Source organism: Pseudomonas sp. So3.2b (assembly GCF_019464415.1).
Classification (GTDB): domain Bacteria; phylum Pseudomonadota; class Gammaproteobacteria; order Pseudomonadales; family Pseudomonadaceae; genus Aquipseudomonas; species Aquipseudomonas shahriarae.
In genome coordinates this window covers 6,132,767-6,154,320 of the sequence record NZ_CP080494.1, presented here as the reverse complement: position 1 = coordinate 6,154,320, position 21,554 = coordinate 6,132,767, and the positions used below count along the sequence as shown (strand labels likewise).

Below are 21,554 nucleotides of genomic sequence, written 5' to 3'. Positions count from 1 at the left end.
GTATCGCAGCCGCGTTATTTCCAGCTGTGGAGCAGCTCCGGTAGCTCGGTCAGGCTGCGAATCTGCGCATCCGGCAATGCCTCACCTTCCCAAACCTTGCCGGTCGGGTTGAACCACACGGCTCGCAACCCCGCCTGCTGTGCCCCGGCGATGTCATCGCCAGGGTGATCGCCAATATGCACCGCCGCACTGGCATCCACCCCGCCCCGCTGCAACGCCTCTTGAAACAAGCGCGCATCCGGCTTGGCGATGCCGATATCCTCGGCCCTCAGGGCAAAGTGGAAGTAATCCGCCAGGCCTACGCGCTGCACATCGGCATTGCCATTGGTGATCACCCCCAGCAGAAAGTGCTGGCGCAGGGCTTGCAGCATCGGCTCGGCTTCGGGGAAGACGGTGAGCTGGTGCCGCGCATGAATGAACGCTTCAAAACACACATCGGCCATCTCCGTGGCTTGCGGCTGTGGATAACCGGCCTCTTCAAAGGCGTGCATCAGCACCCGCTGGCGCAGCACACTGATCCGGTGTTTGAGCTCGGGATGACGTTGCAGCACCTGCTGGCGCAGGCTGGCGAAATGCTCCAGGGGCAGGTCGCCGACCTTGGACGCATGGGTCGCCAGCCATTCGCGCATCGACGCTTCGGCGCTGATGATGACGGGGACGTTGTCCCACAGGGTGTCGTCCAGGTCGAAGGTGATTAGCTTGATGCTCATGAGTCGCCGCCTTTAACACGTTTGGCCCTGGGATGGGCGCTGTCGTACACCGTTGCCAGGTGCTGGAAGTCCAGGTGGGTGTAGATCTGGGTGGTCTTGATATCCGAGTGGCCGAGCAGTTCCTGCACGGCGCGCAAGTCTTGTGACGATTCCAGCAGGTGGCTGGCAAAGGAGTGCCGGAGCATGTGCGGATGCAGGTTCTGCCCCAGCTCCCGCTCGCCGGCGGCCTTGACCCGCAACTGAATGGCTCGTGGCCCGAGGCGTCGGCCTTGCTGGCTGACAAACACCGCGTCGTCCGGCGGATTGCTCAGGGCTCGCAGGGGCAGCCACACCAGCAGGGCGTCGCGGGCCTTTTTGCCGATGGGCAGCACGCGGGTCTTGCTGCCTTTGCCATGCACTTGCACCAGGCCGTCGGCCAGGTCCAGTTGCTCGAGGTTGAGGCTGGTCAGCTCCGACAGGCGCAGGCCCGAGGAATAGAACAGCTCCAGGATCGCCTGGTCGCGGTGCGCCAGGAAGTCATCTTCGACCGCGCCATCGAGCAATTGCAGGGTGCGGTCGGCATCCAGGGTCTTGGGCAGGCGGCGCTCACCCTTGGGCGGCGCCAGGCCGTTGGCCGGGTCGTGATCGCACAGGCCTTCGCGGTTGAGGTAGTGATACAGACCACGTACCGCCGACAGCAGGCGCGCCAGGCTGCGGGAGGATTGGCCCTGCTGGTGCAGGCGTGCAATCAGGCTGCGCAGGCCCTGGATATCAAGGGCCTTCCAGCTGCTGATCTGGTGTTTCTGGCAGAACGCCAGGACCTTGTTCAAGTCCCGTCGGTAGGCTTCCAGCGTATGGGGAGACACCTGGCGCTCGCTGCGCAGGTGAGCGCAGTAGGCGTCCAGTTGCCGTTCCATGGCTAGCGCACCGCGCGCAGGGCAGTGGTAAAGCGCGGCAGGCTGCGGCTCAACACTTCAGCAATGTAGGTCAAAAACAGCGTGCCTACCGTGCTCTTGTAGTGCTGCGGATCACGGCTGGCAATGGCCAGGACGCCATGCAGGCCTTGATGGTTGAGGGCGACCACGGCAGTCGAGCCGATCTGCACGCGCTGGTCCTCGCCAAACAGGAAGTCCAGTTCATGCTCGCGCAGGGTGCCGCTGATGGTCTTGCCTTCCGACAACAGGCCGCCAATGGCGGTCTGCGCTTCGCTGCCCTTGACCCAGCGCCCGACCGGCATCGGGTTGTCACTGAACAGGATCAGGCTGACAAACGGCACCTGGAAGTCCTGGCGCAGGCTGTCTTCGACGGCAATGGTCAGGTCTTCCAGGCTGGCGGCATCCAGCAGTGCCAGGATCAGGCGGCGGGTCTTGTCGAACAGGCGGTCGTTGTCGCGGGCCACGTCCATCAACTGTGAGAGCCGATGGCGCATTTCGATATTGCGCTCGCGCAGGATCTTCATCTGCCGCTCCACCAGCGACACGGTATCGCCGCGCTGGTGAGGGATGCGCAGGGCCGGCAGCAGTTCGTCGTGTTCGACGAAGAAGTCCGGGTTAGCCTCCAGGTAAGCGGCGACGGCCGCTGCCTCCAGGCTTTCGCAAGGGGATCCTTCGGGCTGCTTGGCGGGTGCCTGGGGCTTATCGGTCATTGGCGAGTCGCTCTCATAGACGGACCTGTCCTTCGTATACACGGGATGCCGGGCCGGTCATCTTCACCGGTTGGCCTGGGCCTGCCCATTCGATGGACAGGCGTCCGCCGGGCAGGTCGATCAACAGGGGCGAATCCATCCAGCCCTGGCTGATCGCAGCCACGGCGGCGGCGCAAGCGCCGGTGCCACAAGCCTGGGTTTCCCCGGCGCCGCGTTCCCACACGCGCAATTGCGCACGGGAGCGGTCGATGACCTGCAGGAAGCCGACGTTGACCCGCGCCGGAAAGCGCGGGTGATGTTCGATCTTCGGTCCCAGTTCATGCACCGGCGCATTGTTGATGTCGTTGACCCGCAGCACCGCATGGGGGTTGCCCATGGACACAGCGGCCACCTCGACCACAGTGCCGTCGACATCCAGTGGATAACTCAAGGCCTGGGCCTCAGCCTGGAACGGAATATCGGCCGGCACCAGGCGCGGGGCGCCCATGTCGACGCTGATCTGGCCGTCGCTGCGGATATCCAGCTCGATAATGCCGCTTTTGGTCTCGACGCGAATCTGCCGTTTGGCGGTCAGGCGCTTGTCCAGCACGAACCGGGCGAAGCAGCGCGCACCGTTGCCGCACTGTTCCACTTCGGAACCGTCGGAGTTGAAGATCCGGTAACGGAAATCCACCTCCGGATTGCTTGGCGCCTCGACGATCAGCAACTGATCGAAGCCGATGCCGGTATGGCGGTCGCCCCACAGCTTGGCGTGCTTGGGCAGGATATGCGCGTGCTGGCTGACCAGGTCAAGGACCATAAAGTCATTGCCCAGGCCGTGCATCTTGGTAAAACGCAGCAGCATGGCTTACTCCGGCAGCAGGCTTTCGCCAGCAAACAACTCGGCTACCGTCTCGCGGCGACGCACTTCAAACGCTTGATCACCGTCCACCAACACTTCGGCGGTACGCCCGCGGGTGTTGTAGTTGGAGCTCATGACAAACCCGTAGGCACCGGCCGAATGCACGGCCAGCAGATCGCCTTCTGCCAGGGCCAGTTCACGGTCCTTGGCCAGGAAGTCGCTGGTTTCACAAATCGGGCCGACGATGTCATAGGTGCGCGGGGCGCTGTCGCGCGGGCGCACGGCGCTGACATCCATCCAGGCCTGGTACAGCGCCGGGCGGATCAGGTCGTTCATCGCCGCATCGACGATGGCGAAATCCTTGTGTTCGGTGTGCTTGAGGTACTCGACCTGGGTCAGCAGTACGCCTGCATTGGCAACGATGTAGCGGCCCGGCTCGAATATCAGCTTCAGGTCGCGGCCTTCGGTGCGCTCGCGTACGGCCTTGACGTAGTCGGCCACCAGCGGCGGCTCTTCGTCGCGATAACGCACGCCCACGCCACCGCCCAGATCAATGTGGTGCAGGTAGATGCCGCACTCGCCGAGGCGGTCGATCAGCGCCAGTAGGCGGTCGAGGGCATCGAGGAAGGGGGGCAGGCTGGTCAGTTGCGAACCGATATGGCAGTCCACACCCAGTACTTCCAGGTTTGGCAGTTGGGCGGCGCGGATATACACGTCTTCGGCGTCGGCAATCGCGATGCCGAACTTGTTCTCTTTGAGACCGGTGGAAATGTACGGGTGGGTACCGGCATCGACATCCGGGTTGACGCGCAGGGAGATCGGCGCACGCACGCCCATCTCGGCGGCCACCACTTGCAGGCGCTCCAGCTCGTCGGTGGACTCGACGTTGAAGCAATGCACGCCGATTTCCAGGGCGCGGCGCATGTCTTCGCGGGTCTTGCCGACCCCGGAGAACACGATTTTGTCAGCCTTGCCGCCTGCGGCCAGTACACGCTCCAGCTCGCCACGGGACACGATGTCAAAACCAGCGCCCAGGCGCGCCAGGACATTGAGTACACCCAGGTTGGAGTTGGCTTTTACTGCATAGCACACCAGGCTTGGCGTGCCCTCCAGTGCATCGGCAAAGGTGCGGTATTGCGCTTCGATATGCGCTCGCGAGTACACATAGGTCGGGGTGCCGAAGCGTTCGGCAATCGCGGACAGCGCCACGCCTTCCGCGAACAGCTCGCCGTTCCGGTAGTTAAAAGCGTCCATGAAATTCCCTTAGTAGGTGTCGTGCTTGTGCGCTTTGGATTGCGACGTTTGCGCCTGTTCATTCGGGTCTTTGCTGTCATCGGGCAGGTACAATGGGCCTTTTTGACCACAGGCACTGACGAGGCAAGCGACCGCGACGAGCGCAGCAAGGGAAGAGATCAGGCGCTTCATGGCTAAATCCTTGAATATGCATTAATTGCGCCCGAGTATACCGACCACCCGCCAGCTTGCCTATGTGCCGGGACACCCGTCCGGCGGGGCTTTGCCGAGTATGTCGTGAAGTGGCCTACATTAATTTGGGATATTTCTCGCGGCTGATGGGAACGAAATCGGTATTCTTTGCAATCATGATGGCGCCTCCGTATCGTGCGGCGCTTGAGCGTGAGTAGACACTTTTTGAGGTTCCCACCATGAGTTTGACCGAAGCCCGCTTTCACGACCTGGTCGATGCGACCCAGCAAGCGCTGGAGGATATTTTCGACGAGAGTGGCCTGGATGTGGATCTGGAAAATTCTGCCGGCGTGCTGACCGTCAAGTTCGAGAACGGCAGCCAATTGATCTTCAGCCGCCAGGAGCCGCTGCGTCAGTTGTGGCTGGCGGCACGTTCCGGAGGTTTTCACTTCGACTATGACGAAGAAGAAAAACGCTGGTCCCACGACACCAGCGATGAGCTGCTGAGCGAAATGCTTGCACGCATCACTCAGGAACAGGCCGGCGTCGAGCTGGATTTCGACGAGATTTGATCGTGACCCAGCCCACACCCGCCCGTCCGCCCAAGCCGCTGTTCAGCAATGTCAGCCCGGCAGTGCCGTCACCTTGTATCAGTTTGTGTCGGCTGGATGAGCAGAAAGTCTGCCTTGGCTGCTTCCGACACGTGGAAGACATCCGGGAATGGCGTTCCGCCGACGATCAGCGGCGCCGCGTGATCGTCGCACAGGCCGAGCAACGCAAGGCCGGTGCCTGACCTTCAGACCAGCCCATCTTGTTTATTTGGTGTGCTGTGGTAGTGTCCGGGTACACCTCAACTCATCGAGGTCCGTGAGAACCCCGCCGTTTATTGGCGGGGTTTTGCTTTTTTGTGCAGAAAAAAAGGAGTCTGCCGCAATCATGACTGCACCTTCCATCATCCTCACCCGTCTCGATGTGCAACGTCTTGAGCAACTGATCGACCGTATGGACGATAAACTGCCAGGCGTCATCGCCCTGCAAGCCGAACTTGACCGCGCTGAAGACGTGGTTGGTCACGATGAAGTGCCTGCCGGTGTCGTGACCATGAACTCCAGCGTGCATTGCCGCGAGCAAAGCAGCGGCAAGGACTATCACCTGACCCTGGTCTACCCCAAGGACGCGAATGCCGACGAAGGCAAGATCTCGATCCTCGCCCCTGTGGGCAGTGCGCTGCTGGGCCTGCAGGTTGGCCAGCACATCGACTGGCCCGCTCCAGGTGGCAAGACCCTCAAGCTTGAGCTGCTGAGTGTCGAAGGCCAGCCTAAAGACGGCGGCGCATTCACGCTCTAGACCTGATTCAAGGCCTGGTTGAGCGCCTGCTCCAACTCGGCCTTGTAGCGCAGGTAGAGATTGCTTGGGCTTTGAACATCACCGAGTAGCCCGGACAGGTCCAGGTCGGTGATGTAGCAACGATAGCGCTCGGTTTCCCGACGCTGCCCGACGATCTCCTGGGCGACCACTGCAAACAGCTGGTCGCCAAATTCCAGTTCACAAAACTCCCGCTGATTGCAGTACAGGGTAATCCCCACCTGGCCTGGCGCGCCCTTGCCGATAATCGCCTGCACGTCGTAGAACGGTTTGTTGGCCTGGACCTGGGGTGCCGGTCGTGGCTCGACCCGACGGGCCCGACCGCTTGCCGATGGCAACAGCTGGTAATACAGCGTTTGCACGGCCCCCAGTGGCTGCTGCGGGTCCAGCGGTGACAGCGCGTCCCGACGATAGATGACCGACTGCAGGAAGCGCTGCAAAGGGGCGAGCAAGCTTTGCTCATCATGAAACGGCAGGCGCTGTTGCCAGAGGGCGTTGAATTCGTCGAGCACGTACAGCTCGGCAAAACCGTCATTGATGCGGTAGAACACCTGCACACAATCCGCCTGGCCCATCGGTAGCAGCGCCGCCAGATCGTGGTCTTCCAGGGCCATGGCATCCAGGTGCAACGGGCTGTAGCTGGCCAGTTCTTCGCTGAGGTATTCCACCAGCGCCTGCTCGCTGGCCAGGGACACATGATTGGCCTGCCCCGGCGCCAGTTCCATGACGTGATAGTGCTGCTGCACCTGGATCAGATAGCGGTGGTTGAGCTGGCTGAGCATCAGGTTTTGCGCGGTATCGAAAATCTCTTCCACACGCTGGGCAATGAACTGCGCACGGTTATGGCAGAAACAGCGCACCCGCAGCCGTGGCAGTTGGTCGTGTGGTAACTGATTCAGGTAATCGCGCAGGCAATCGAGCAGGGCGTGAGGGCCCTCGTAACGGCTGACCATTACCTCGTTCCAGCTGTTGAGTGTCACCTGGTCCAGGGTCAACACCAGGTTTTCCCTGACGCCGGCGTAACTCAGGGAGTCGGTGCGCTCGGTGGTCATCAGGATATTCAAGTCACGGTGGTGCTTGAGCGGGTCGACGCCGACGTTGACCAGCAACAGCACCTCCTCGGGTATCGCCGTACGCAGCAGGCGTTCCTCATCCACCGTGGCCAGGGGCAGGGCGACGGTCTGTTGCAGGCTGCCCAGCAGATTGAACAGCTCGAATTCGCTCAAATCGCTGGTGCCCGGATGCAGGGCCAGGCGCGTGCTGCTGTCGATCACGCCGTTGCGATGGCACCAGGTGAGCATCTCCAGCAGGTCGCGGCTGCGTTTGATCGGCGCAAAGTGCTCCCATTCCAGGGCGGTCAGGCTGCCGTTGTACAGGCCCCAATGGTACTGGCCCGGCTCCTTGCGATTGGGCGAGTGGACCAGGGTGAGGGTGTCTTCGGCCAGGTCCGGGGCAATCCCCGGGTTGATGAACTCGACCTTGCCGGCCTTGCGTTCAAAGGCGGCGTACAGGCGCCGGCCCAGCACATTGAGGTCGCGCTTGTTGATCAGGCTCACGGTCTGTTCGGTGCGGGCGAATTGGGTCAGGAAGCGATAGCTGTAATTGAGCTCATTGACCAGGGCGCGGCGTTCGGACGCGACCTGTCGCACTTTCCACTGGCTGCGGCTGTCGAGCAGGGCCAGTTGCCGCTGGTCCCAGCCCCATTCGTGGGCCAGGCGCTCCAGCAGCGCGCGTTGCCAGCTGGTGGTGCGCTTGCGGTTGACCTTCAGGTACAGGCTGCGCCGCACCAGTTCCAGGCGCTCGGGTTCGTTGCGTCCGCGCAGGTATTCCTCGATGCGACGGTAGACCACGATATACGGGTCCAGCTCATCCAGGTCCAGTTGGTTGGCGAACACCGCGCGTTTGAAACGCAGGCTCAGGCACTGCACCTTGGGGTGCTCGCTGGCATACACCTCGGTGAGCAACAGCTTGAGCACCGACTTGTAGGGTGACTCGATACCCTTGAACAACTGCCACAGGCCGGCGCCGATAAATTCTCCCGGCGGGATATGGGCCAGGTGCCCGAGGTCGAGGGTTTCGTCGGCGCGGATAAAACGTTTGGAAATCAGCGCGTGGGTAAATTCGGCGTAGCGCGCTTCTTCGTAGACTGGCACCAGCCACCAGATTGGCGTGCGCCCGGCCAGCCAGATGGCGGTGCGGTAGAACTCATCGAGCAACAGATAGTGCTGGCTGGTGCCGCAGTCATCTGAGCTGAGCTGGGTATCGCGACCGCCCTGAGCAAAACGGCTGGGTTCGATCAGGAAAAAATGCGCCTCGGCGCCCATGCTCAGGGCCCAGGCCTCCAGCAACTGGCACTTTTTGCGCAATTCGACCAGCTCGGCCTCGTTTACCTCGGCGGCGTGGCAGACCCACACGTCCATATCACTCTGGTCGGCCTGGGCCAGTGTGCCAAGGCTGCCCATCAGGAACAGACCGTGGATCGGGGTGGGCGGGTTGCCGTGGCGTGGCTTGTAGGAAAACGAGCGGGTCAGGCGCTGGGCTTCGGCCAGGACCTGGGCATCCGGTTCAAAATTCGACAAACCGGCCGGCGTACTGCCCGAGACATAGCCAGGCAACAAGGGGTGATTGACATGGAAAAACAGCGGCAGCAGTGCCAGCACGCTTTGCTGGCGCGGCGTCAGGCCTTCGACAGCCCGGGCCATGCGGCCGGCATTGAGGGTGAGGAAACGCGAGCGCAGTTGGGCCAGTACCTTGCGGTCAATGCCTTCATCCAAGTCAGGGCGGATTTCATGGGTACTGGTCATGTCGAACTCAACGGCTCGCAGGCCCGGCGTGGGCGGCCGTGTAGGAGTTTACAGACAGAATCGTAGGAGGTTTAAGGGGAATTTGTTTTTGGCGCCAGAATTTTATCGTCGGCGCAGAAGTGCCCGCGGAATCCGTGAACAGAGGATTCCGTGGGCGATACGGTGGGTCAGGCGGCTTCTTTGGTGGTAGCGGTGGTCAGGATCGTCAGCAGTGTTTGCGCTTGTTCTGCTGCGTCGCGGCCCAGACTGGTCAGGTAGCCGCCATCTGGCTGGTCGATCAGTTTTTTCTCGAACAGGCGTTTGGCCGCAGCAATGGCAGTGGGAGCAGCGGTCTGATGGACTTTCAGACCTTCCTGGGAACTGCCCAGGTTGAAAAGTGCAAGGATTTCCAGTTCGGCAACCAACTCAGGGGTATACGACATAAGGACTCCAGACGTTCTAGGAATTGTCAGACGCTAGCAGCCCCTAAGGTGAACGTACTTGGGCGAACTGTCCAGTCTGGAGGAGCGAGCTTGCTCGCGAAAAGCGTTAACGTTGACCCGGGGCAGTTGGAGAAACGCGGCGCGCTCAGGTTTTTCGCGAGCAAGGGCAGGGTTACTGGTTTTCCGGCGGCAGCTCTGGCAGGGCGCGCAGGGCGGTTTCATACCAGTCGGTGTTGAACGGCCGGTCTTCTTCCAGCATCGCGTCGATTTCCACGGCCAGCACATGAGCCATCAGGTTCAGGATGTCTTCGCGCTCGTAGCCCACCAGGGTCAGCTTGTTGAATGTGGCCTTGGCCGCCGGCGGGTTATCGCTTTCGATCTGGTTTTCGATCGCTTGGGTCAAGGTGGATTCGGCGAACTCTTCGTCGTCGTTGTCGATATCGGTTGGCTCGCTCATGGCTGCCTCCTGTCAGGAAAGGGCGCCAGTCTACCTCCATTCAGCCCGGTGATGCTGCTGGTCAGGTGGCGCGTCACGTTCTATAACCTAACCAGCCAACCCCTGCACGGCCTGGAGGCTTTGTGATGCTCAAGCTCTACGGATTTTCGGTCAGTAACTACTACAACATGGTCAAGCTGGCGCTCCTGGAAAAGGGCCTGCCCTTCGAGGAAGTGGCGTTTTATGCCGGGCAAACCCCTGAAGCCCTGGCGGTGAGCCCGCGCGGCAAGGTGCCGGTGCTGAAGGTGGAAAACGGCTTTATCAACGAAACCAGCGTGATTCTCGAGTACCTCGAACAGACGCAATCGGGCCCGGCCCTGCTGCCAGGCGATGCGTTCCAGCGTGCCCAGGTGTTGGCGTTGTGCAGGGAAATCGAGTTGTACATCGAACTGCCGGCCCGGGCTTGCTATGGCGAGGCGTTCTTTGGCATGCCGGTACCGCAGGCGATCAAGGACAAGGCCAAGGCCGAGTTGCTGTTAGGGGTTGCTTCGCTGGGGCGGCACGGCAAGTTTGCGCCGTATGTGGCAGGGGAGCGTTTTACGCTTGCTGATGTGTACTTCATGTACAGCGTGGACTTGGCGTGCGCGGTTGGTGGGAAGCTGTTCGGCCTGGATCTGCTGGCTGAGTTGCCGAAGGCCAAGGCTTTGCTGAAGACGCTGCAAGACCTGCCCAACGCCCAGCGAGTGGCGGCGGACAAGGACGCGGCGATGCCGGCCTTTATGGCGATGATCGCGGCGAAGAAGTAATAAATGTGGGAGCTGGGCTTGCCCGCGATGCAGGCACCTCGGTGTGTCAGTGACACTAAGGTGATGCTATCGCAGGCAAGCCAGCTCCCACACAAGCGGGCTCCCACAGTTGACCGAGGTAGATTGAAGGCCCCGGTCAAAGGTGGGAGCTGGCTTGCCTGCGATGCTTTTAGCGGCTGGCGAGCAGGGCCTGGCCGCGCACTACGGCTGCCTTGACCTGGGCCGGAGCCGTGCCGCCGATATGGTTGCGAGCATTGACCGAGCCTTCCAGGGTCAGTACCGCAAACACGTCTTGCTCGATCTGGTCGCTGAACTGGCGCAGCTCTTCCAGGCTCATTTCCGCCAGATCCTTGCCAGTATCCACGCCGTATTTCACCGCATGGCCAACGATTTCATGGCAGTCACGGAATGGCAGGCCACGGCGCACCAGGTAGTCCGCCAGGTCTGTGGCGGTAGAGAAACCGCGCAGGGCCGCCTCGCGCATGATGGCGTGCTTGGGCTTGATCGCCGGGATCATGTCGGCAAACGCGCGCAGCGAGTCGCGCAGGGTATCGGCGGCGTCGAACAGCGGTTCCTTGTCTTCCTGGTTGTCCTTGTTGTAGGCCAGAGGCTGGCCTTTCATCAGGGTCAGCAGGCCCATCAGCGCGCCGAATACACGGCCGCTCTTGCCCCGCACCAGCTCTGGCACGTCGGGGTTTTTCTTTTGCGGCATGATCGAACTGCCGGTGCAGAAACGATCCGGCAAGTCGATGAACTGGAACTGCGCGCTGGTCCACAACACCAGCTCTTCGGAGAATCGCGACAAGTGCATCATCGCGATGCTGGCGGCGGCGCAGAACTCGATGGCGAAGTCGCGATCCGATACGCCGTCCAGGGAGTTGCCGCCCACGGCGTCGAAACCCAGCAGTTGCGCGGTGTATTCGCGGTCGATCGGGTAGGTGGTGCCGGCCAGCGCGGCGCTGCCCAGGGGCATGCGGTTGGCGCGTTTGCGGCAATCGACCAGGCGCTCGTAGTCGCGGCTGAGCATTTCGAACCAGGCCAGCAGATGGTGGCCAAAGGTCACAGGCTGCGCGGTTTGCAGGTGGGTGAAGCCGGGCATGATGGTGTCCGATTCACGCTCTGCCTGCTCCAGCAGACCTGTTTGCAGGCGGGTGATTTCGGCCAGGATCAAGTCGATTTCATCGCGCAGCCACAGGCGGATATCGGTGGCTACCTGATCGTTGCGGCTACGCCCGGTGTGCAGTTTTTTGCCGGTAACGCCGATGCGATCGGTCAGGCGCGCCTCGATATTCATGTGCACGTCTTCAAGGTCCACGCGCCAGTCGAAGGTACCGGCCTCGATTTCGCCACGGATCGTGGTCAGGCCGTCAATGATGCTGTCGCGCTCGGCATCGGTCAGCACGCCGACCTTGGCCAGCATGGTGGCGTGGGCGATGGAGCCCATGATGTCGTGGCGATAGAGGCGCTGGTCGAAATTGACGGAGGCGGTGAAGCGCGCGACGAAGGCGTCGACGGGCTCACTGAAGCGGCCGCCCCAGGACTGGTTGGTCTTGTCGGTGCTCATGGATTCGCTCGTGATCTGCTTAAAAGAGGCATGAAAGTGTGCCGCCGATAATAACAGGGTTGCTGATGGAGGCGTTGATACGCCGCGTCGGCATTTTTATTTGTTTGCTGGATGGCAAAGTGCCTTGCCGTCTGCCGCGTCCGGGATGAGACTGGAGGTGGGAGTGACGCGGGGGTTTAACCCGGCCGGTTCCTGAGGTAAACAAAGGATGTTTATTGAAACGATATTTGACGATTGAGCAATGTCGTCTTCATGAGCGTCTACAGTTGCACTGACAGGGGTGCACTGCACCAATGCCAGGCAATGAGGTCGAACTCCAGGCTAACCTTAAAGTAGAGGGGGTGTTCATATTGTGTATCAGCAAACCCTATGACGATGCCCTGCGGTATCGGGTTATGGGCGGTATTGAACAGGTCCGGGTAAATATTGGTGTCGCTCTCGGGGCACTTTTTGCCGCTCGCGCTAGTCTTAGCGTGGATCGCCGTGACGGAAGTCACCGCACCTGTCTACGCTATCCTTGTGCGAGACTCACGCAGGAATCCAGCGCAATATGAATGTCCTGATCGTTGATGACGAACCCCAAGCCCGCGAGCGACTGAGCCGTATGGTCAGTGAGCTTGAGGGGTACAGTGTCCTTGAACCCAGCGCTTGCAGTGGCGACGAGGCATTGGCCTTGATCGAAAGCCTGAAGCCGGATGTGGTGCTGCTCGATATCGCCATGCCGGGCCTTGATGGCCTGCAGGTAGCTGCCCGCTTGAGCGAGCGCGAGTCGCCGCCGGCATTGGTGCTTTGTGCCAGTGAAGAGGAGTTTCCCTCCCAGGCCCTGGAGGCCAGCGGTGTCAGCTTCCTGGTCAAGCCAGTGGCTGCCGATGCGGTACTCAAGGCCTTGAAGAAGGCTGAGCGACCCAATCGCGCCCAGCTCGGCGCCTTGACCCAGCCCGCAGCGCAAAGTGGCAACGGCCCGCGTAGCCATATCAGCGCGCGGACCCGCAAGGGCATCGAGCTGATTCCCGTGGACCAGGTGATTTACTTTATCGCCGACCACAAGTACGTGACCTTGCGCCACGAGGTCGGCGAAGTGCTGCTTGATGAGCCGCTCAAGGCCCTGGAAGACGAATTTGGCGAGCGCTTTGTGCGCATCCATCGCAATGCGCTGGTGGCCCGCGAGCGTATCGAGCGCCTGCAACGCACGCCCCTGGGGCATTTCCAGTTGTTCCTCAAAGGGCTCAACGGCGATGCGTTGATCGTCAGCCGACGCCATGTCGCAGGCGTGCGCAAAATGATGCAGCAGCTTTAGCCCGAGGGCTTGAGCGACCTGCATGCCCCGAATCCCGGAGTGACGCGGCCAGGGAGGCCCCGCACTTGCTGATTCAAATCAAGGCGGTTCTGCCTGAGCTGTTATTATCTGCCGTATCTATTCAGTACGGATTGATCCATGTCCTCTCGCGAAATCCGCATCGCCACCCGTAAAAGTGCCCTGGCCTTGTGGCAGGCCGAATACGTCAAAGCCCGCCTTGAGCAAGCCCATCCGGGCCTTACGGTGTCCCTGGTGCCCATGGTCAGTCGCGGCGACAAGCTGCTCGACTCGCCACTGTCGAAAATCGGCGGCAAGGGGCTGTTCGTCAAGGAGCTGGAAACCGCGCTCTTGGAGAATGAAGCCGACATCGCCGTGCACTCAATGAAAGACGTACCGATGGACTTTCCCGAAGGCCTGGGCCTGTATTGCATCTGCGAGCGTGAAGACCCGCGCGATGCCTTCGTGTCCAACACCTACGCCTCCCTTGATGAGCTCCCCCTGGGTAGCATCGTCGGGACTTCCAGCCTGCGTCGCCAGGCCCAGTTGCTGACCCGTCGCCCGGACCTGCAGATCCGCTTCCTGCGGGGCAACGTCAATACCCGCCTGGCCAAGCTGGATGCCGGCGAGTACGACGCGATCATCCTGGCGGCGGCGGGCCTGATTCGCCTGGGCTTTGAAGACCGCATCACGTCGGCCATCAGTGTCGAAGACAGCTTGCCGGCCGGTGGGCAGGGGGCCGTCGGTATCGAATGCCGTACCGCAGACCGTGAAATCCAGGCGCTGCTCAAGCCTCTCGATCATCAGCAAACCGAAATTCGCGTCACCGCCGAACGCGCCCTGAACAAGCACCTCAACGGTGGCTGCCAGGTACCGATCGCCTGTTACGCGGTCCTTGAGGGTGACAACCTCTGGCTGCGTGGCCTGGTGGGCGATCCCGACGGTGGTTTACTGCTCACCGCTGAAATTCGCGGGCCACAAGCCGAGGCCGCCAGCCTGGGTGTGAAGGTTGCCGAAGAATTGCTGGCCAAAGGCGCCGGCGCCATTCTGCAAAAAGTCTATGGCGAGGCCGGTCCGCAGTGACCGGTTGGCGTGTGCTGCTGACGCGGCCTGCCGAGGAATCGGCAGCCCTGGCGGCCTCGTTGTCCGAAGCCGGTATCTTCAGCAGCTGCTTGCCGTTGCTGGAAACCGAACCCTTGCCCATCACTCCTGAGCATCAGGCGGTTTTCCAGGGCCTGGATCGCTACTGCGCGGTGATCGTGGTAAGCAAGCCGGCCGCGCGCGTGGCGCTGCAATTGCTCGATCAGTACGCGCCAGCGGTGCCGGCGTTGCCGTGGTTCAGCGTCGGCGCAGCAACGGCCCAGGTTCTGGCTGACCAAGGCCTGGATGTGAGCTACCCCGAGGTTGGGGATGACAGCGAAGCCTTGCTTGAAGTGCCCCGGTTGCGCGAGGCTGTCGCCATTGCCGATGCCCGGGTATTGATCCTGCGCGGGCAGGGTGGGCGAGAGTTGCTGGCTGAGCGTTTACGCGGCCAAGGTGCTAGTGTCGATTATCTGGAGTTGTATCGTCGGTTTCTGCCAGCCTACGACCCGGATGTGCTCGCCCAGCGCATTGCTGTGGAACGCTTGAACGGCCTGGTGGTCAGCAGTGGGCAGGGTTTTTTGCATTTGCAAAGCCTTGCCGGCGCCCATTGGCCACGCGTGGCACAGTTGCCGTTGTTCGTGCCCAGCCCACGCGTCGCCGAAATGGCGCGGGCGGCGGGCGCGGAAAAAGTTGTGGATTGCCGCGGTGCCAGTGCCGCGGCTTTGCTAGTGGCGTTACGGAGCCAGCCCGTTCCCACTCTCTAATAACGCAAAGGATGGACACGTGAGCGAAACAGCCTTGCCTAAAGATGAAGCTCAGCCCGCGCTTGATGCGCCTGTTGAGACCCCGGTCACTGCGCCGCGCCGTGGCAACGGCCTGGCGGTCTTCGCCTTGCTGCTCGGTGCCGCCGGTGTTGCGGCCGGCGGCTGGGGGCTCTGGCAGGTCCGGGCCCTGCAAGCGAGCAGTCAGCAACAGTTGGGGCAGGTGCGTACCCTGGATGAACAATCCCAGGGTATTGAGCAGGCACAACAGCAGTTGGCCGCGCGCCTGGCGCAATTGCCGGGTGCTGATGAGCTGGAAGAACGCCGTCGATTGGTGGCGCAATTGCAGGGCGACCAGCAACGCCTGAATCAGCGTCTGGAAACCGTCCTGGGCGCTAGCCGCAAGGATTGGCGCCTGGCCGAGGCCGAGCATCTGCTGCGTCTGGCCAGCCTGCGCCTGTCGGCCTTGCAGGATATCAACAGTGCCCAGGCGCTGGTGCAGGGCGCCGATGAGATCCTGCGCGAGCAGAGCGATCCCGGTTCCTACGCCGCCCGTGAGCAGTTGGCCAAGAGTTTGGCGGCCTTGCGCAGCGTCGAGCAGCCAGACCGTACCGGGCTGTACCTGCAACTGGCGGCGCTGCGGGACCAGGTGGTGCAACTGGCCGCCGTGTCCCCGGAATATCAGCTGCAAGAGAGCCCACAGGGCCGTCCGAGCACCGACACGGACAGTCGCTGGAGCCAATGGTGGGAACAGATCTCCCGCTACTTCCGGATCGACTTCAACCCCGACGATAACATCCGCCCGCTGCTGGCAGGCCAAGGCTTGAACCAGGTGCGACTGGCCCTGAGCCTGGCGCTGGAGCAGGCGCAATGGGCGGCGCTCAATGGCGAACCGGCGGTGTACGCCCGTGCGTTGGGCGAGGCGCGCAGCGTCTTGCAAGACAACTTCAACCAGGACAACCCGCAAAGCCAGGCCATGCTGGCGCGTATCACCGAGCTTGAGCCCAAGGCCGTCTCGGTGGTGACCCCGGACCTCGCCGCGAGCTTGTCTGCGGTGCAGGCTTACCTTGAACGCCGCCATCTGTCTGCCGATGAAGCCAAGGCTTCCGCCGGTAAGCCGGCGACCCAGGAGTAAAGCCGATGAAGCGTTTCTATGTGATCCTGGTGCTGGCGATTGCCCTCGCCCTGGCGCTGGCGGTAGGCATCTCGAAACACACCGGCTATGTGCTGATCACCTATCCCCATGTGCTGCATTACGAGTCTGGCCTGTGGTCGACCCTGGTGGCGGTGTTTGTCGTCGGCCTGGCGATCTATCTGCTGCGGGTGCTGCTGGGGCTGGTGACAACCTCTGGTGGCGTGGTCAATCCCTGGTCGCGCCGCAATCGCAGCCGACGCGTGCAGGTCGCCATCGAGCAAGGGCAGATGGACCTGGCGGAAGGCCGCTGGGCCAGCGCCGAGCGACACCTGCACCGTGCTGCAGAAGCCGAGCGTCAGCCGCTGCTGTATTACCTTGGCGCGGCCCGGGCCGCCAACGAGCAGGGGCGTTATGAAGAGTCCGACGGCCTGCTTGAGCGCGCCCTGGAGCGTCAGCCCCAGGCCGAATTGGCCATCGCCTTGAGCCACGCGCAGTTGCAGATGGACCGTGGCGACACCGACGCCGCCCTGGTGACTCTGCAGGCCATGCATGAACGCCATCCGCACAACGCCCAGGTATTGCGTCAACTCCAGCGCTTGCACCAGCAGCGCGGTGACTGGTCTTCGGTGATCCGCCTGTTGCCGGAACTGCGCAAGGACAAAGTGCTGCCTGCCGCCGAACTGGCAGATCTGGAGCGCCGGGCCTGGGGTGAAAACCTGAGCCTGGCGGTCCAGCGTGAAGAGCACGGTGAAGCCGGCCTGCAATCCCTTGAGCGGGCCTGGCAGCAGTTGACCTCGGCCCAGCGCCAGGAGCCCCAACTGGTGCTGGCCTATGCCGAGCAGTTGCGTCAGCTGGGCGCCGATGCCAAGGCCGAAGAGGCGTTGCGTGTGGCGCTCAAGCGCGGTTATGACAGCCACCTGATCCGGTTGTATGGCCTGTTGCGCGGTAGCGATCCGGCACGCCAGCTGAAATTCGCCGAAGGTTGGCTCAAGGATCACCCGGGGGATGCCAGCCTGTTGCTGACCTTGGGTCGGCTTTGCCTGCAAAACAGTTTGTGGGGCAAGGCGCGGGACTATCTGGAAAGCAGCCTGCAAGTGCAGCGCAACCCCGAGGCCTGCGCCGAGTTGGCGCGCTTGCTGGCGCAGTTGGGTGATACCGAGCGCAGTAATCAGCTGTTCCAGGAAGGCCTTGGGCTGCTGGATAGCCGTCTGCTGGCTTCACCGCTGCCGGTGCCTGCACGGGTTTGACGTAGGATTTTTTGAAGGGTTGGCTGGGAAACATCTGGCAGCCAGCCCTTCAAATCCCCTTGGTTAGGGGCGTTTCAGGGGCTGAGGTGGTTTCCCACACTGAGCCACGCAAAGTTACCTACCTTCTGACGGTATATCCCTGCAATCTCACGGAAGCGTCTGCTCCAGCGCGTATTGAAAGGGGTAAGGTCTTTCCTCTACCGTAACTACCTATCTCTTGCGTTGCGGATAAACAATGTCTTTGGCCCCCTCACGCTCCTTGTTCTTCCTGGCGTTCATGGCCGGTGTGCTGACGTTGGGCGCGTCTTTTTATCTGGAATATGGGGCATTGCTGCGACCTTGTTTCCTGTGCCTGATCCAGCGCAGCCTGCTGGCGGTGTTCACCCTGATCAACCTGATAGCGACGCTCCATGGCCCCAGGCGTGTGGGCATTTACCTGTATTGGGCGGCGAGCATGGGCTGTGCATTGCTCGGCGCAGTGACAGCGGTGCGCCAGGTGCTGTTGCAGAATATCCCGCCTGACCAGATGCCCAACTGCTGGCCAAGCCTGGAATACATGATCGAAAACCTGACGCTGGGGCAAGCCCTGCAACTGGCATTCAAGGGCACTGTCGACTGTGTGGAAATCAACTGGACGTTGTTCGACTTGAGCATCCCGGAATGGAGCCTGCTGTTCTTCATTGCCATGCTCATCCTGGGAGGGACGCAGTTTTCACGCCTGTTGTCCGGTCAGGGTTTGCGGTTTGTGAAGCACTGATTGGGGTTGTTGGCTCGTAGGATGGGATTAAACACTTGTATGAACTTTCTGGTCTGCGTACCTTGAAGCCATAGTCATGCGGGCATAATCTGGCCCGCACGCGTTATTGAAACAGTTTGTTCGATGCGGCGTTGTCCGGTGCCGCTTTATCCTCGAAGTGTTGCGCGGGCAAAAGCGGCACCGCCCATAAGGGAAGAGATCATCATGTTGGAAAGTTGTCAGAATGCTCAGGAACGCTGGGGTGGTGTGCATAAGCTGATCGACAGCTGGTTGAAGGCACGTCACGAATTGGTTCGAGCCTTTGATGCTCTCGGTGAGAAGCCCGAAGCGCTGGCTGAGAACCGTGGATCTCTGCAGGACTTCTGTGGTGTCTTGGTGGATTACGTCTCGGCAGGTCACTTCGGGGTCTATGAGCAATTGACCAAGGAGGCCGAGGCCTTCGACGACCAGCGTGGCCTGGACTTGGCCGAGACTATTTACCCGCGCATTGATGTCATCACCGAAAAACTCCTGGCCTTTAACGACCTTTGCGACAAAGGCAAGTGCGTTGCCGAAAAATTCAAAGAGCTGGGCGGCCTGCTCCATGAGCGCTTCGAACTGGAAGACTGCCTGATCGAAGTGCTGCACAACGCCCACAAGGAAGAGCCTGCAACCCAGGCTTGAGCCTCAGCGGCAAGACAAAAAACGGTGCGCATGGCGCACCGTTTTTCGTTGGGTTCAGCTACCGATTGCGAGCAGCTCAATCTCGAAAACCAGTGGCGTGTAAGGCGCGATCAGCTCACCCGCACCGTCTGCGCCATAAGCTTGGGCCGATGGAATGACCAGGCGCCACTTCGCGCCAACCGGCATCTGTTGCAATGCGCTTTGCCAGCCGCTGATCACGCTGTCCAGGCGAAACCATTGGGGCTGGGCACTCTGGTCGAAAATCGTCCCATCGGGCAATCGCCCCACGTACTTCACTTGAACCCTGTCACGGGCGCCCGGCTTTTTCCCGCTGCCGGCGGCCAACTCTGTGAGCAAGATACCGTCGGCCAATTCGCGCACGCCGGCCCGGGCTTTTTCCGTGGCCATGAATTGTTGCTCGGCGGCGAGGGCCTTTTCGCTTTGCGGCACTTGGGCCTCGGCGCTGGCCTGTGCTTCGTGCTGGGCAAGAATTTGTGTGATACGCGCGTCATCCAGGGCCAGGGGCTTGCCTTGATAGGCCTGCTTGAGGCCTTCGAGCAAGGCCTGGATCTGCAAGTCGGGGACTTCCTGGCGCAGGCGTTCGCCTAGGCTGGCGCCCAGGCTGTAGGCCAGATCGTGGCTGTCTTTGGACGCCGTCGGCTCACTTGCGTTGGCCACTGAAAGCGACAAACCCAGGATGAAAAAAAGGTAACGCGACATGGGTGTTCTCCAGCCGAAAGTGCGGTGGATTATGCCAGTGTGGATGGGCAAAAACCGGAGCGGTTTTTCGTTATATCAATAAGAATTTTTGTGCGGTGCAACGCAACGCATTCGATACTGTCAACATGCCCTAGCGGCGGTAAGAGCAGAGGGCTAGTATGAGCCGCACCCACGTCAGCCAGGAGGTAAACCATGTCGGCCAAACAGAAGCCTGTTAATACCCCGTTGCACTTGCTCCAACAACTCTCGGGCAGCCTGCTCGAACATTTGGAAAGTGCTTGCTCCCAAGCCTTGGCTGATGCAGAGAAATTGCTCGCCAAGCTGGAAAAACAACGCGGCAAGGCTCAAGAAAAACTGCACAAATCCCGCACTAAACTGCAAGACGCCGCGACCGCCGGCAAAGCCAAGGCGCAAACCAAAGCCAAGGGCGCCGTCAAAGAACTTGAGGACTTGCTCGATGCCCTCAAGGATCGTCAATCCGAAACCCGCACCTACATCCTTCAACTCAAGCGCGATGCCCAAGAGAGCCTGAAACTGGCGCAGGGCGTGGGTCGTGTGAAAGAAGCTGTGGCCAAAGTGTTGAGCACTCGTACACCAGCCAAGGCAGTTGCGGCCAAGGCGCCGGCCAAAGTTGCGGCCAAGCCTGCTGCTAAAAAAGCGCCTGCTAAAGCTGCTGCTGCGAAACCAGCCGCCAAGCCAGTTGCTAAAACTGCTGCTGCGAAACCAGCCGCCAAGCCAGTTGCTAAAACTGCTGCTGCGAAACCAGCCGCCAAGCCAGTTGCTAAAACTGCTGCTGCAAAACCAGCCGCCAAGCCAGCTGCTAAAACTGCTGCTGCGAAACCAGCCGCCAAGCCAGCTGCTAAAACTGCTGCTGCAAAACCAGCCGCCAAGCCAGCTGCTAAAACTGCTGCTGCGAAACCAGCCGCCAAGCCAGCTGCTAAAACTGCTGCTGCGAAACCAGCCGCCAAGCCAGCTGCTAAAGCTGCTGCTGCGAAACCAGCCGCCAAGCCAGCTGCTAAAACTGCTGCTGCGAAACCAGCCGCCAAGCCAGCTGCTAAAACTGCTGCTGCGAAACCAGCCGCCAAGCCAGTTGCTAAAACTGCTGCTGCAAAGCCAGCGGCCAAGCCAGCTGCCAAACCTGCTGCTGCAAAACCAGCGGCCAAGCCAGCTGCCAAACCTGCTGCTGCAAAACCAGCGGCCAAGCCAGCTGCCAAACCTGCTGCTGCGAAACCAGCAGCCAAGCCGGTTGCCAAACCTGCGGCTGCCAAACCCGCGCCAGCTCCAGCAGCTGCCAAGCCAGCGACTCCTGCCGCACCGGCAGCGCCAGCCGCTACCACTGCACCGGCCAGCAGCACGCCTGCCCCGGTAGCACCAGGCACCACCCCAACCAGCGCTTCCTAAGTGCCGGTGGCCGCGGCGCGCAGCTGAAGCAGCGCGTCGTGGTCAAGGTTGGCGGCTTCGGTCGCCAGTCCTTCAAGCCATGTCTGATGCGTGGCGCGTTCTCCCGTTGGCCAAGCCTGTGCCAGCGCTTCCAGACGTAACAGCAACTGCTGTTCGGCTTCCAGTTCCAGGGCCTTGACCCGCTCGCGCAACGTTCCCAGCCCCACATCCTGCTGCGCTATGGCGCGCCATTGCTTGCGCACCCTGCGCAAGGGCTCCACAACGTCTGCCTGCCAGGGACCGGCGATTGCTCGCAGCGCCTGCACGCGTCCAGGTTCAAGGGCCACCCCGCGCTGTTCCAGCCACAGCCCGCACAACAACAGACACACATCCGCCCCTTGCTCCTGCAAGCGCAGGCAGGCATCTTCAGCGCCCGTACGGGCGTAGGTCGAGAGGGCAAAGCTCCACAGGTCAGCGCACATGTTCACACCCAAGCCAGCGGCCAACGAAGCTGGTA

24 protein-coding genes are annotated in these 21,554 nt (G+C 61.4%); 12 read left to right on the top strand and 12 right to left on the bottom strand.

The features are described from left to right. Positions 1-14 precede the first annotated feature (14 nt). From K1X80_RS27935 to lptM, 6 genes are read right to left on the bottom strand one after another with little or no spacing between them, the layout of a single operon-like run. Entirely contained in the window at positions 15-710 is a 696-nt protein-coding gene (locus K1X80_RS27935; RefSeq protein ID WP_057440490.1) for an HAD family hydrolase, read from the bottom strand. After that, positions 707-1,606, bottom strand: coding sequence for a tyrosine recombinase XerC (xerC, locus tag K1X80_RS27930; RefSeq protein ID WP_057440489.1), 900 nt, complete (start codon positions 1,604-1,606; stop codon positions 707-709). Before xerC ends, K1X80_RS27935 begins: the two co-directional genes overlap by 4 nt. Before the next feature lie 2 nt (positions 1,607-1,608). After that, positions 1,609-2,334, bottom strand: a complete 726-nt coding sequence (locus K1X80_RS27925; protein ID WP_057440488.1) for a DUF484 family protein — start codon at positions 2,332-2,334, stop codon at positions 1,609-1,611. A gap of 13 nt (positions 2,335-2,347) precedes the next feature. After that, entirely contained in the window at positions 2,348-3,178 is an 831-nt protein-coding gene (dapF, locus tag K1X80_RS27920) for a diaminopimelate epimerase (protein WP_057440487.1), read from the bottom strand. A 3-nt stretch (positions 3,179-3,181) separates the two neighbouring features. Then, positions 3,182-4,429: a diaminopimelate decarboxylase gene (gene lysA / locus K1X80_RS27915; protein ID WP_057440486.1), complete on the bottom strand. Its 1,248-nt coding sequence runs from the start codon at positions 4,427-4,429 to the stop codon at positions 3,182-3,184. 9 nt (positions 4,430-4,438) lie between these two features. After that, on the bottom strand, positions 4,439-4,600 hold the full coding sequence (lptM, locus tag K1X80_RS27910; RefSeq protein ID WP_038444426.1) for an LPS translocon maturation chaperone LptM: 162 nt from the start codon (positions 4,598-4,600) through the stop codon (positions 4,439-4,441). A 239-nt stretch (positions 4,601-4,839) separates the two neighbouring features. On the opposite strand from lptM, the gene cyaY reads away from it, so the two are divergent. The 3 genes from cyaY to rnk all read left to right on the top strand — a co-directional run bounded on the left by cyaY (position 4,840) and on the right by rnk (position 5,947). After that, positions 4,840-5,172: an iron donor protein CyaY gene (gene cyaY, locus K1X80_RS27905; RefSeq protein WP_057440485.1), complete on the top strand. Its 333-nt coding sequence runs from the start codon at positions 4,840-4,842 to the stop codon at positions 5,170-5,172. A 2-nt stretch (positions 5,173-5,174) separates the two neighbouring features. After that, positions 5,175-5,393, top strand: coding sequence for a DUF1289 domain-containing protein (locus K1X80_RS27900; protein ID WP_057440618.1), 219 nt, complete (start codon positions 5,175-5,177; stop codon positions 5,391-5,393). A 143-nt stretch (positions 5,394-5,536) separates the two neighbouring features. Then, positions 5,537-5,947 carry a nucleoside diphosphate kinase regulator gene (rnk, locus tag K1X80_RS27895; protein WP_057444204.1) on the top strand — a complete coding sequence of 137 codons (411 nt, stop codon included), beginning with the start codon at positions 5,537-5,539 and terminating at the stop codon, positions 5,945-5,947. Here the strand turns inward: rnk and K1X80_RS27890 are convergent. From K1X80_RS27890 to K1X80_RS27880, 3 genes are all read right to left on the bottom strand, one after another. Then, on the bottom strand, positions 5,944-8,769 hold the full coding sequence (locus K1X80_RS27890) for a class I adenylate cyclase (RefSeq protein ID WP_186625823.1): 2,826 nt from the start codon (positions 8,767-8,769) through the stop codon (positions 5,944-5,946). The genes rnk and K1X80_RS27890 overlap by 4 nt on opposite strands. Before the next feature lie 167 nt (positions 8,770-8,936). After that, positions 8,937-9,191: a TIGR02647 family protein gene (locus tag K1X80_RS27885; RefSeq protein WP_057440483.1), complete on the bottom strand. Its 255-nt coding sequence runs from the start codon at positions 9,189-9,191 to the stop codon at positions 8,937-8,939. 172 nt (positions 9,192-9,363) lie between these two features. Further along, on the bottom strand, positions 9,364-9,648 hold the full coding sequence (locus K1X80_RS27880) for a hypothetical protein (protein ID WP_057440482.1): 285 nt from the start codon (positions 9,646-9,648) through the stop codon (positions 9,364-9,366). A gap of 125 nt (positions 9,649-9,773) precedes the next feature. Between K1X80_RS27880 and K1X80_RS27875 the strand changes: the two genes are divergently transcribed. Next, positions 9,774-10,433, top strand: a complete 660-nt coding sequence (locus K1X80_RS27875) for a glutathione S-transferase family protein (RefSeq protein WP_170059889.1) — start codon at positions 9,774-9,776, stop codon at positions 10,431-10,433. 169 nt (positions 10,434-10,602) lie between these two features. On the opposite strand, the gene argH is transcribed toward K1X80_RS27875, so the two are convergent. Further along, a complete protein-coding gene (gene argH / locus K1X80_RS27870) occupies positions 10,603-11,997 on the bottom strand; it encodes an argininosuccinate lyase (RefSeq protein ID WP_057440480.1) in 1,395 nt (464 codons plus the stop codon). A gap of 550 nt (positions 11,998-12,547) precedes the next feature. Between argH and K1X80_RS27865 the strand changes: the two genes are divergently transcribed. The 7 genes from K1X80_RS27865 (at position 12,548) to K1X80_RS27835 (ending at position 18,937) form a co-directional block, all read left to right on the top strand. Next, positions 12,548-13,294, top strand: coding sequence for a LytTR family DNA-binding domain-containing protein (locus K1X80_RS27865; RefSeq protein WP_057440478.1), 747 nt, complete (start codon positions 12,548-12,550; stop codon positions 13,292-13,294). 138 nt (positions 13,295-13,432) lie between these two features. Next, complete coding sequence (hemC, locus tag K1X80_RS27860; protein ID WP_057440477.1) at positions 13,433-14,374, top strand: hydroxymethylbilane synthase; 942 nt, start codon at positions 13,433-13,435, stop codon at positions 14,372-14,374. Then, positions 14,371-15,138, top strand: coding sequence for a uroporphyrinogen-III synthase (locus K1X80_RS27855; RefSeq protein WP_057960979.1), 768 nt, complete (start codon positions 14,371-14,373; stop codon positions 15,136-15,138). Before hemC ends, K1X80_RS27855 begins: the two co-directional genes overlap by 4 nt. A gap of 19 nt (positions 15,139-15,157) precedes the next feature. Further along, positions 15,158-16,270 (top strand): uroporphyrinogen-III C-methyltransferase, encoded by a 1,113-nt coding sequence (locus K1X80_RS27850; protein ID WP_057960978.1) that lies wholly within the window; start codon positions 15,158-15,160, stop codon positions 16,268-16,270. A gap of 5 nt (positions 16,271-16,275) precedes the next feature. Beyond that, positions 16,276-17,517, top strand: coding sequence for a heme biosynthesis protein HemY (locus K1X80_RS27845; protein ID WP_057440474.1), 1,242 nt, complete (start codon positions 16,276-16,278; stop codon positions 17,515-17,517). A gap of 235 nt (positions 17,518-17,752) precedes the next feature. Then, complete coding sequence (locus K1X80_RS27840) at positions 17,753-18,274, top strand: disulfide bond formation protein B (RefSeq protein ID WP_057440473.1); 522 nt, start codon at positions 17,753-17,755, stop codon at positions 18,272-18,274. A 204-nt stretch (positions 18,275-18,478) separates the two neighbouring features. After that, entirely contained in the window at positions 18,479-18,937 is a 459-nt protein-coding gene (locus K1X80_RS27835) for an Rsd/AlgQ family anti-sigma factor (protein WP_057440472.1), read from the top strand. A 54-nt stretch (positions 18,938-18,991) separates the two neighbouring features. On the opposite strand, the gene K1X80_RS27830 is transcribed toward K1X80_RS27835, so the two are convergent. Next, on the bottom strand, positions 18,992-19,657 hold the full coding sequence (locus K1X80_RS27830; RefSeq protein WP_057440471.1) for an FKBP-type peptidyl-prolyl cis-trans isomerase: 666 nt from the start codon (positions 19,655-19,657) through the stop codon (positions 18,992-18,994). A gap of 192 nt (positions 19,658-19,849) precedes the next feature. Here K1X80_RS27830 and K1X80_RS27825 point away from each other — a divergent pair, with 192 nt between their 5' ends. Further along, a complete protein-coding gene (locus K1X80_RS27825) occupies positions 19,850-21,058 on the top strand; it encodes an AlgP family protein (RefSeq protein ID WP_220172599.1) in 1,209 nt (402 codons plus the stop codon). Here K1X80_RS27825 and K1X80_RS27820 read toward each other — a convergent pair. Beyond that, a complete protein-coding gene (locus K1X80_RS27820) occupies positions 21,055-21,519 on the bottom strand; it encodes a TIGR02444 family protein (RefSeq protein WP_057960967.1) in 465 nt (154 codons plus the stop codon). The two genes, K1X80_RS27825 and K1X80_RS27820, sit on opposite strands and share 4 nt — an antisense overlap. Positions 21,520-21,554: the final 35 nt, after the last annotated feature.

Excerpts from the sequence above, each read along its gene's own strand:
- K1X80_RS27935 (WP_057440490.1), bottom strand. The coding sequence starts at position 710 with ATGAGCATCAAGCTAATCACCTTCGACCTGGACGACACCCTGTGGGAC.
- xerC (WP_057440489.1), bottom strand. The coding sequence starts at position 1,606 with ATGGAACGGCAACTGGACGCCTACTGCGCTCACCTGCGCAGCGAGCGC.
- K1X80_RS27925 (WP_057440488.1), bottom strand. The coding sequence starts at position 2,334 with ATGACCGATAAGCCCCAGGCACCCGCCAAGCAGCCCGAAGGATCCCCT.
- dapF (WP_057440487.1), bottom strand. The coding sequence starts at position 3,178 with ATGCTGCTGCGTTTTACCAAGATGCACGGCCTGGGCAATGACTTTATG.
- lysA (WP_057440486.1), bottom strand. The coding sequence starts at position 4,429 with ATGGACGCTTTTAACTACCGGAACGGCGAGCTGTTCGCGGAAGGCGTG.
- lptM (WP_038444426.1), bottom strand. The coding sequence starts at position 4,600 with ATGAAGCGCCTGATCTCTTCCCTTGCTGCGCTCGTCGCGGTCGCTTGC.
- cyaY (WP_057440485.1), top strand. The coding sequence starts at position 4,840 with ATGAGTTTGACCGAAGCCCGCTTTCACGACCTGGTCGATGCGACCCAG.
- rnk (WP_057444204.1), top strand. The coding sequence starts at position 5,537 with ATGACTGCACCTTCCATCATCCTCACCCGTCTCGATGTGCAACGTCTT.
- K1X80_RS27890 (WP_186625823.1), bottom strand. The coding sequence starts at position 8,769 with ATGACCAGTACCCATGAAATCCGCCCTGACTTGGATGAAGGCATTGAC.
- K1X80_RS27885 (WP_057440483.1), bottom strand. The coding sequence starts at position 9,191 with ATGTCGTATACCCCTGAGTTGGTTGCCGAACTGGAAATCCTTGCACTT.
- K1X80_RS27880 (WP_057440482.1), bottom strand. The coding sequence starts at position 9,648 with ATGAGCGAGCCAACCGATATCGACAACGACGACGAAGAGTTCGCCGAA.
- K1X80_RS27875 (WP_170059889.1), top strand. The coding sequence starts at position 9,774 with ATGCTCAAGCTCTACGGATTTTCGGTCAGTAACTACTACAACATGGTC.
- argH (WP_057440480.1), bottom strand. The coding sequence starts at position 11,997 with ATGAGCACCGACAAGACCAACCAGTCCTGGGGCGGCCGCTTCAGTGAG.
- K1X80_RS27865 (WP_057440478.1), top strand. The coding sequence starts at position 12,548 with ATGAATGTCCTGATCGTTGATGACGAACCCCAAGCCCGCGAGCGACTG.
- hemC (WP_057440477.1), top strand. The coding sequence starts at position 13,433 with ATGTCCTCTCGCGAAATCCGCATCGCCACCCGTAAAAGTGCCCTGGCC.
- K1X80_RS27845 (WP_057440474.1), top strand. The coding sequence starts at position 16,276 with ATGAAGCGTTTCTATGTGATCCTGGTGCTGGCGATTGCCCTCGCCCTG.
- K1X80_RS27840 (WP_057440473.1), top strand. The coding sequence starts at position 17,753 with ATGTCTTTGGCCCCCTCACGCTCCTTGTTCTTCCTGGCGTTCATGGCC.
- K1X80_RS27835 (WP_057440472.1), top strand. The coding sequence starts at position 18,479 with ATGTTGGAAAGTTGTCAGAATGCTCAGGAACGCTGGGGTGGTGTGCAT.
- K1X80_RS27830 (WP_057440471.1), bottom strand. The coding sequence starts at position 19,657 with ATGTCGCGTTACCTTTTTTTCATCCTGGGTTTGTCGCTTTCAGTGGCC.
- K1X80_RS27825 (WP_220172599.1), top strand. The coding sequence starts at position 19,850 with ATGTCGGCCAAACAGAAGCCTGTTAATACCCCGTTGCACTTGCTCCAA.
- K1X80_RS27820 (WP_057960967.1), bottom strand. The coding sequence starts at position 21,519 with ATGTGCGCTGACCTGTGGAGCTTTGCCCTCTCGACCTACGCCCGTACG.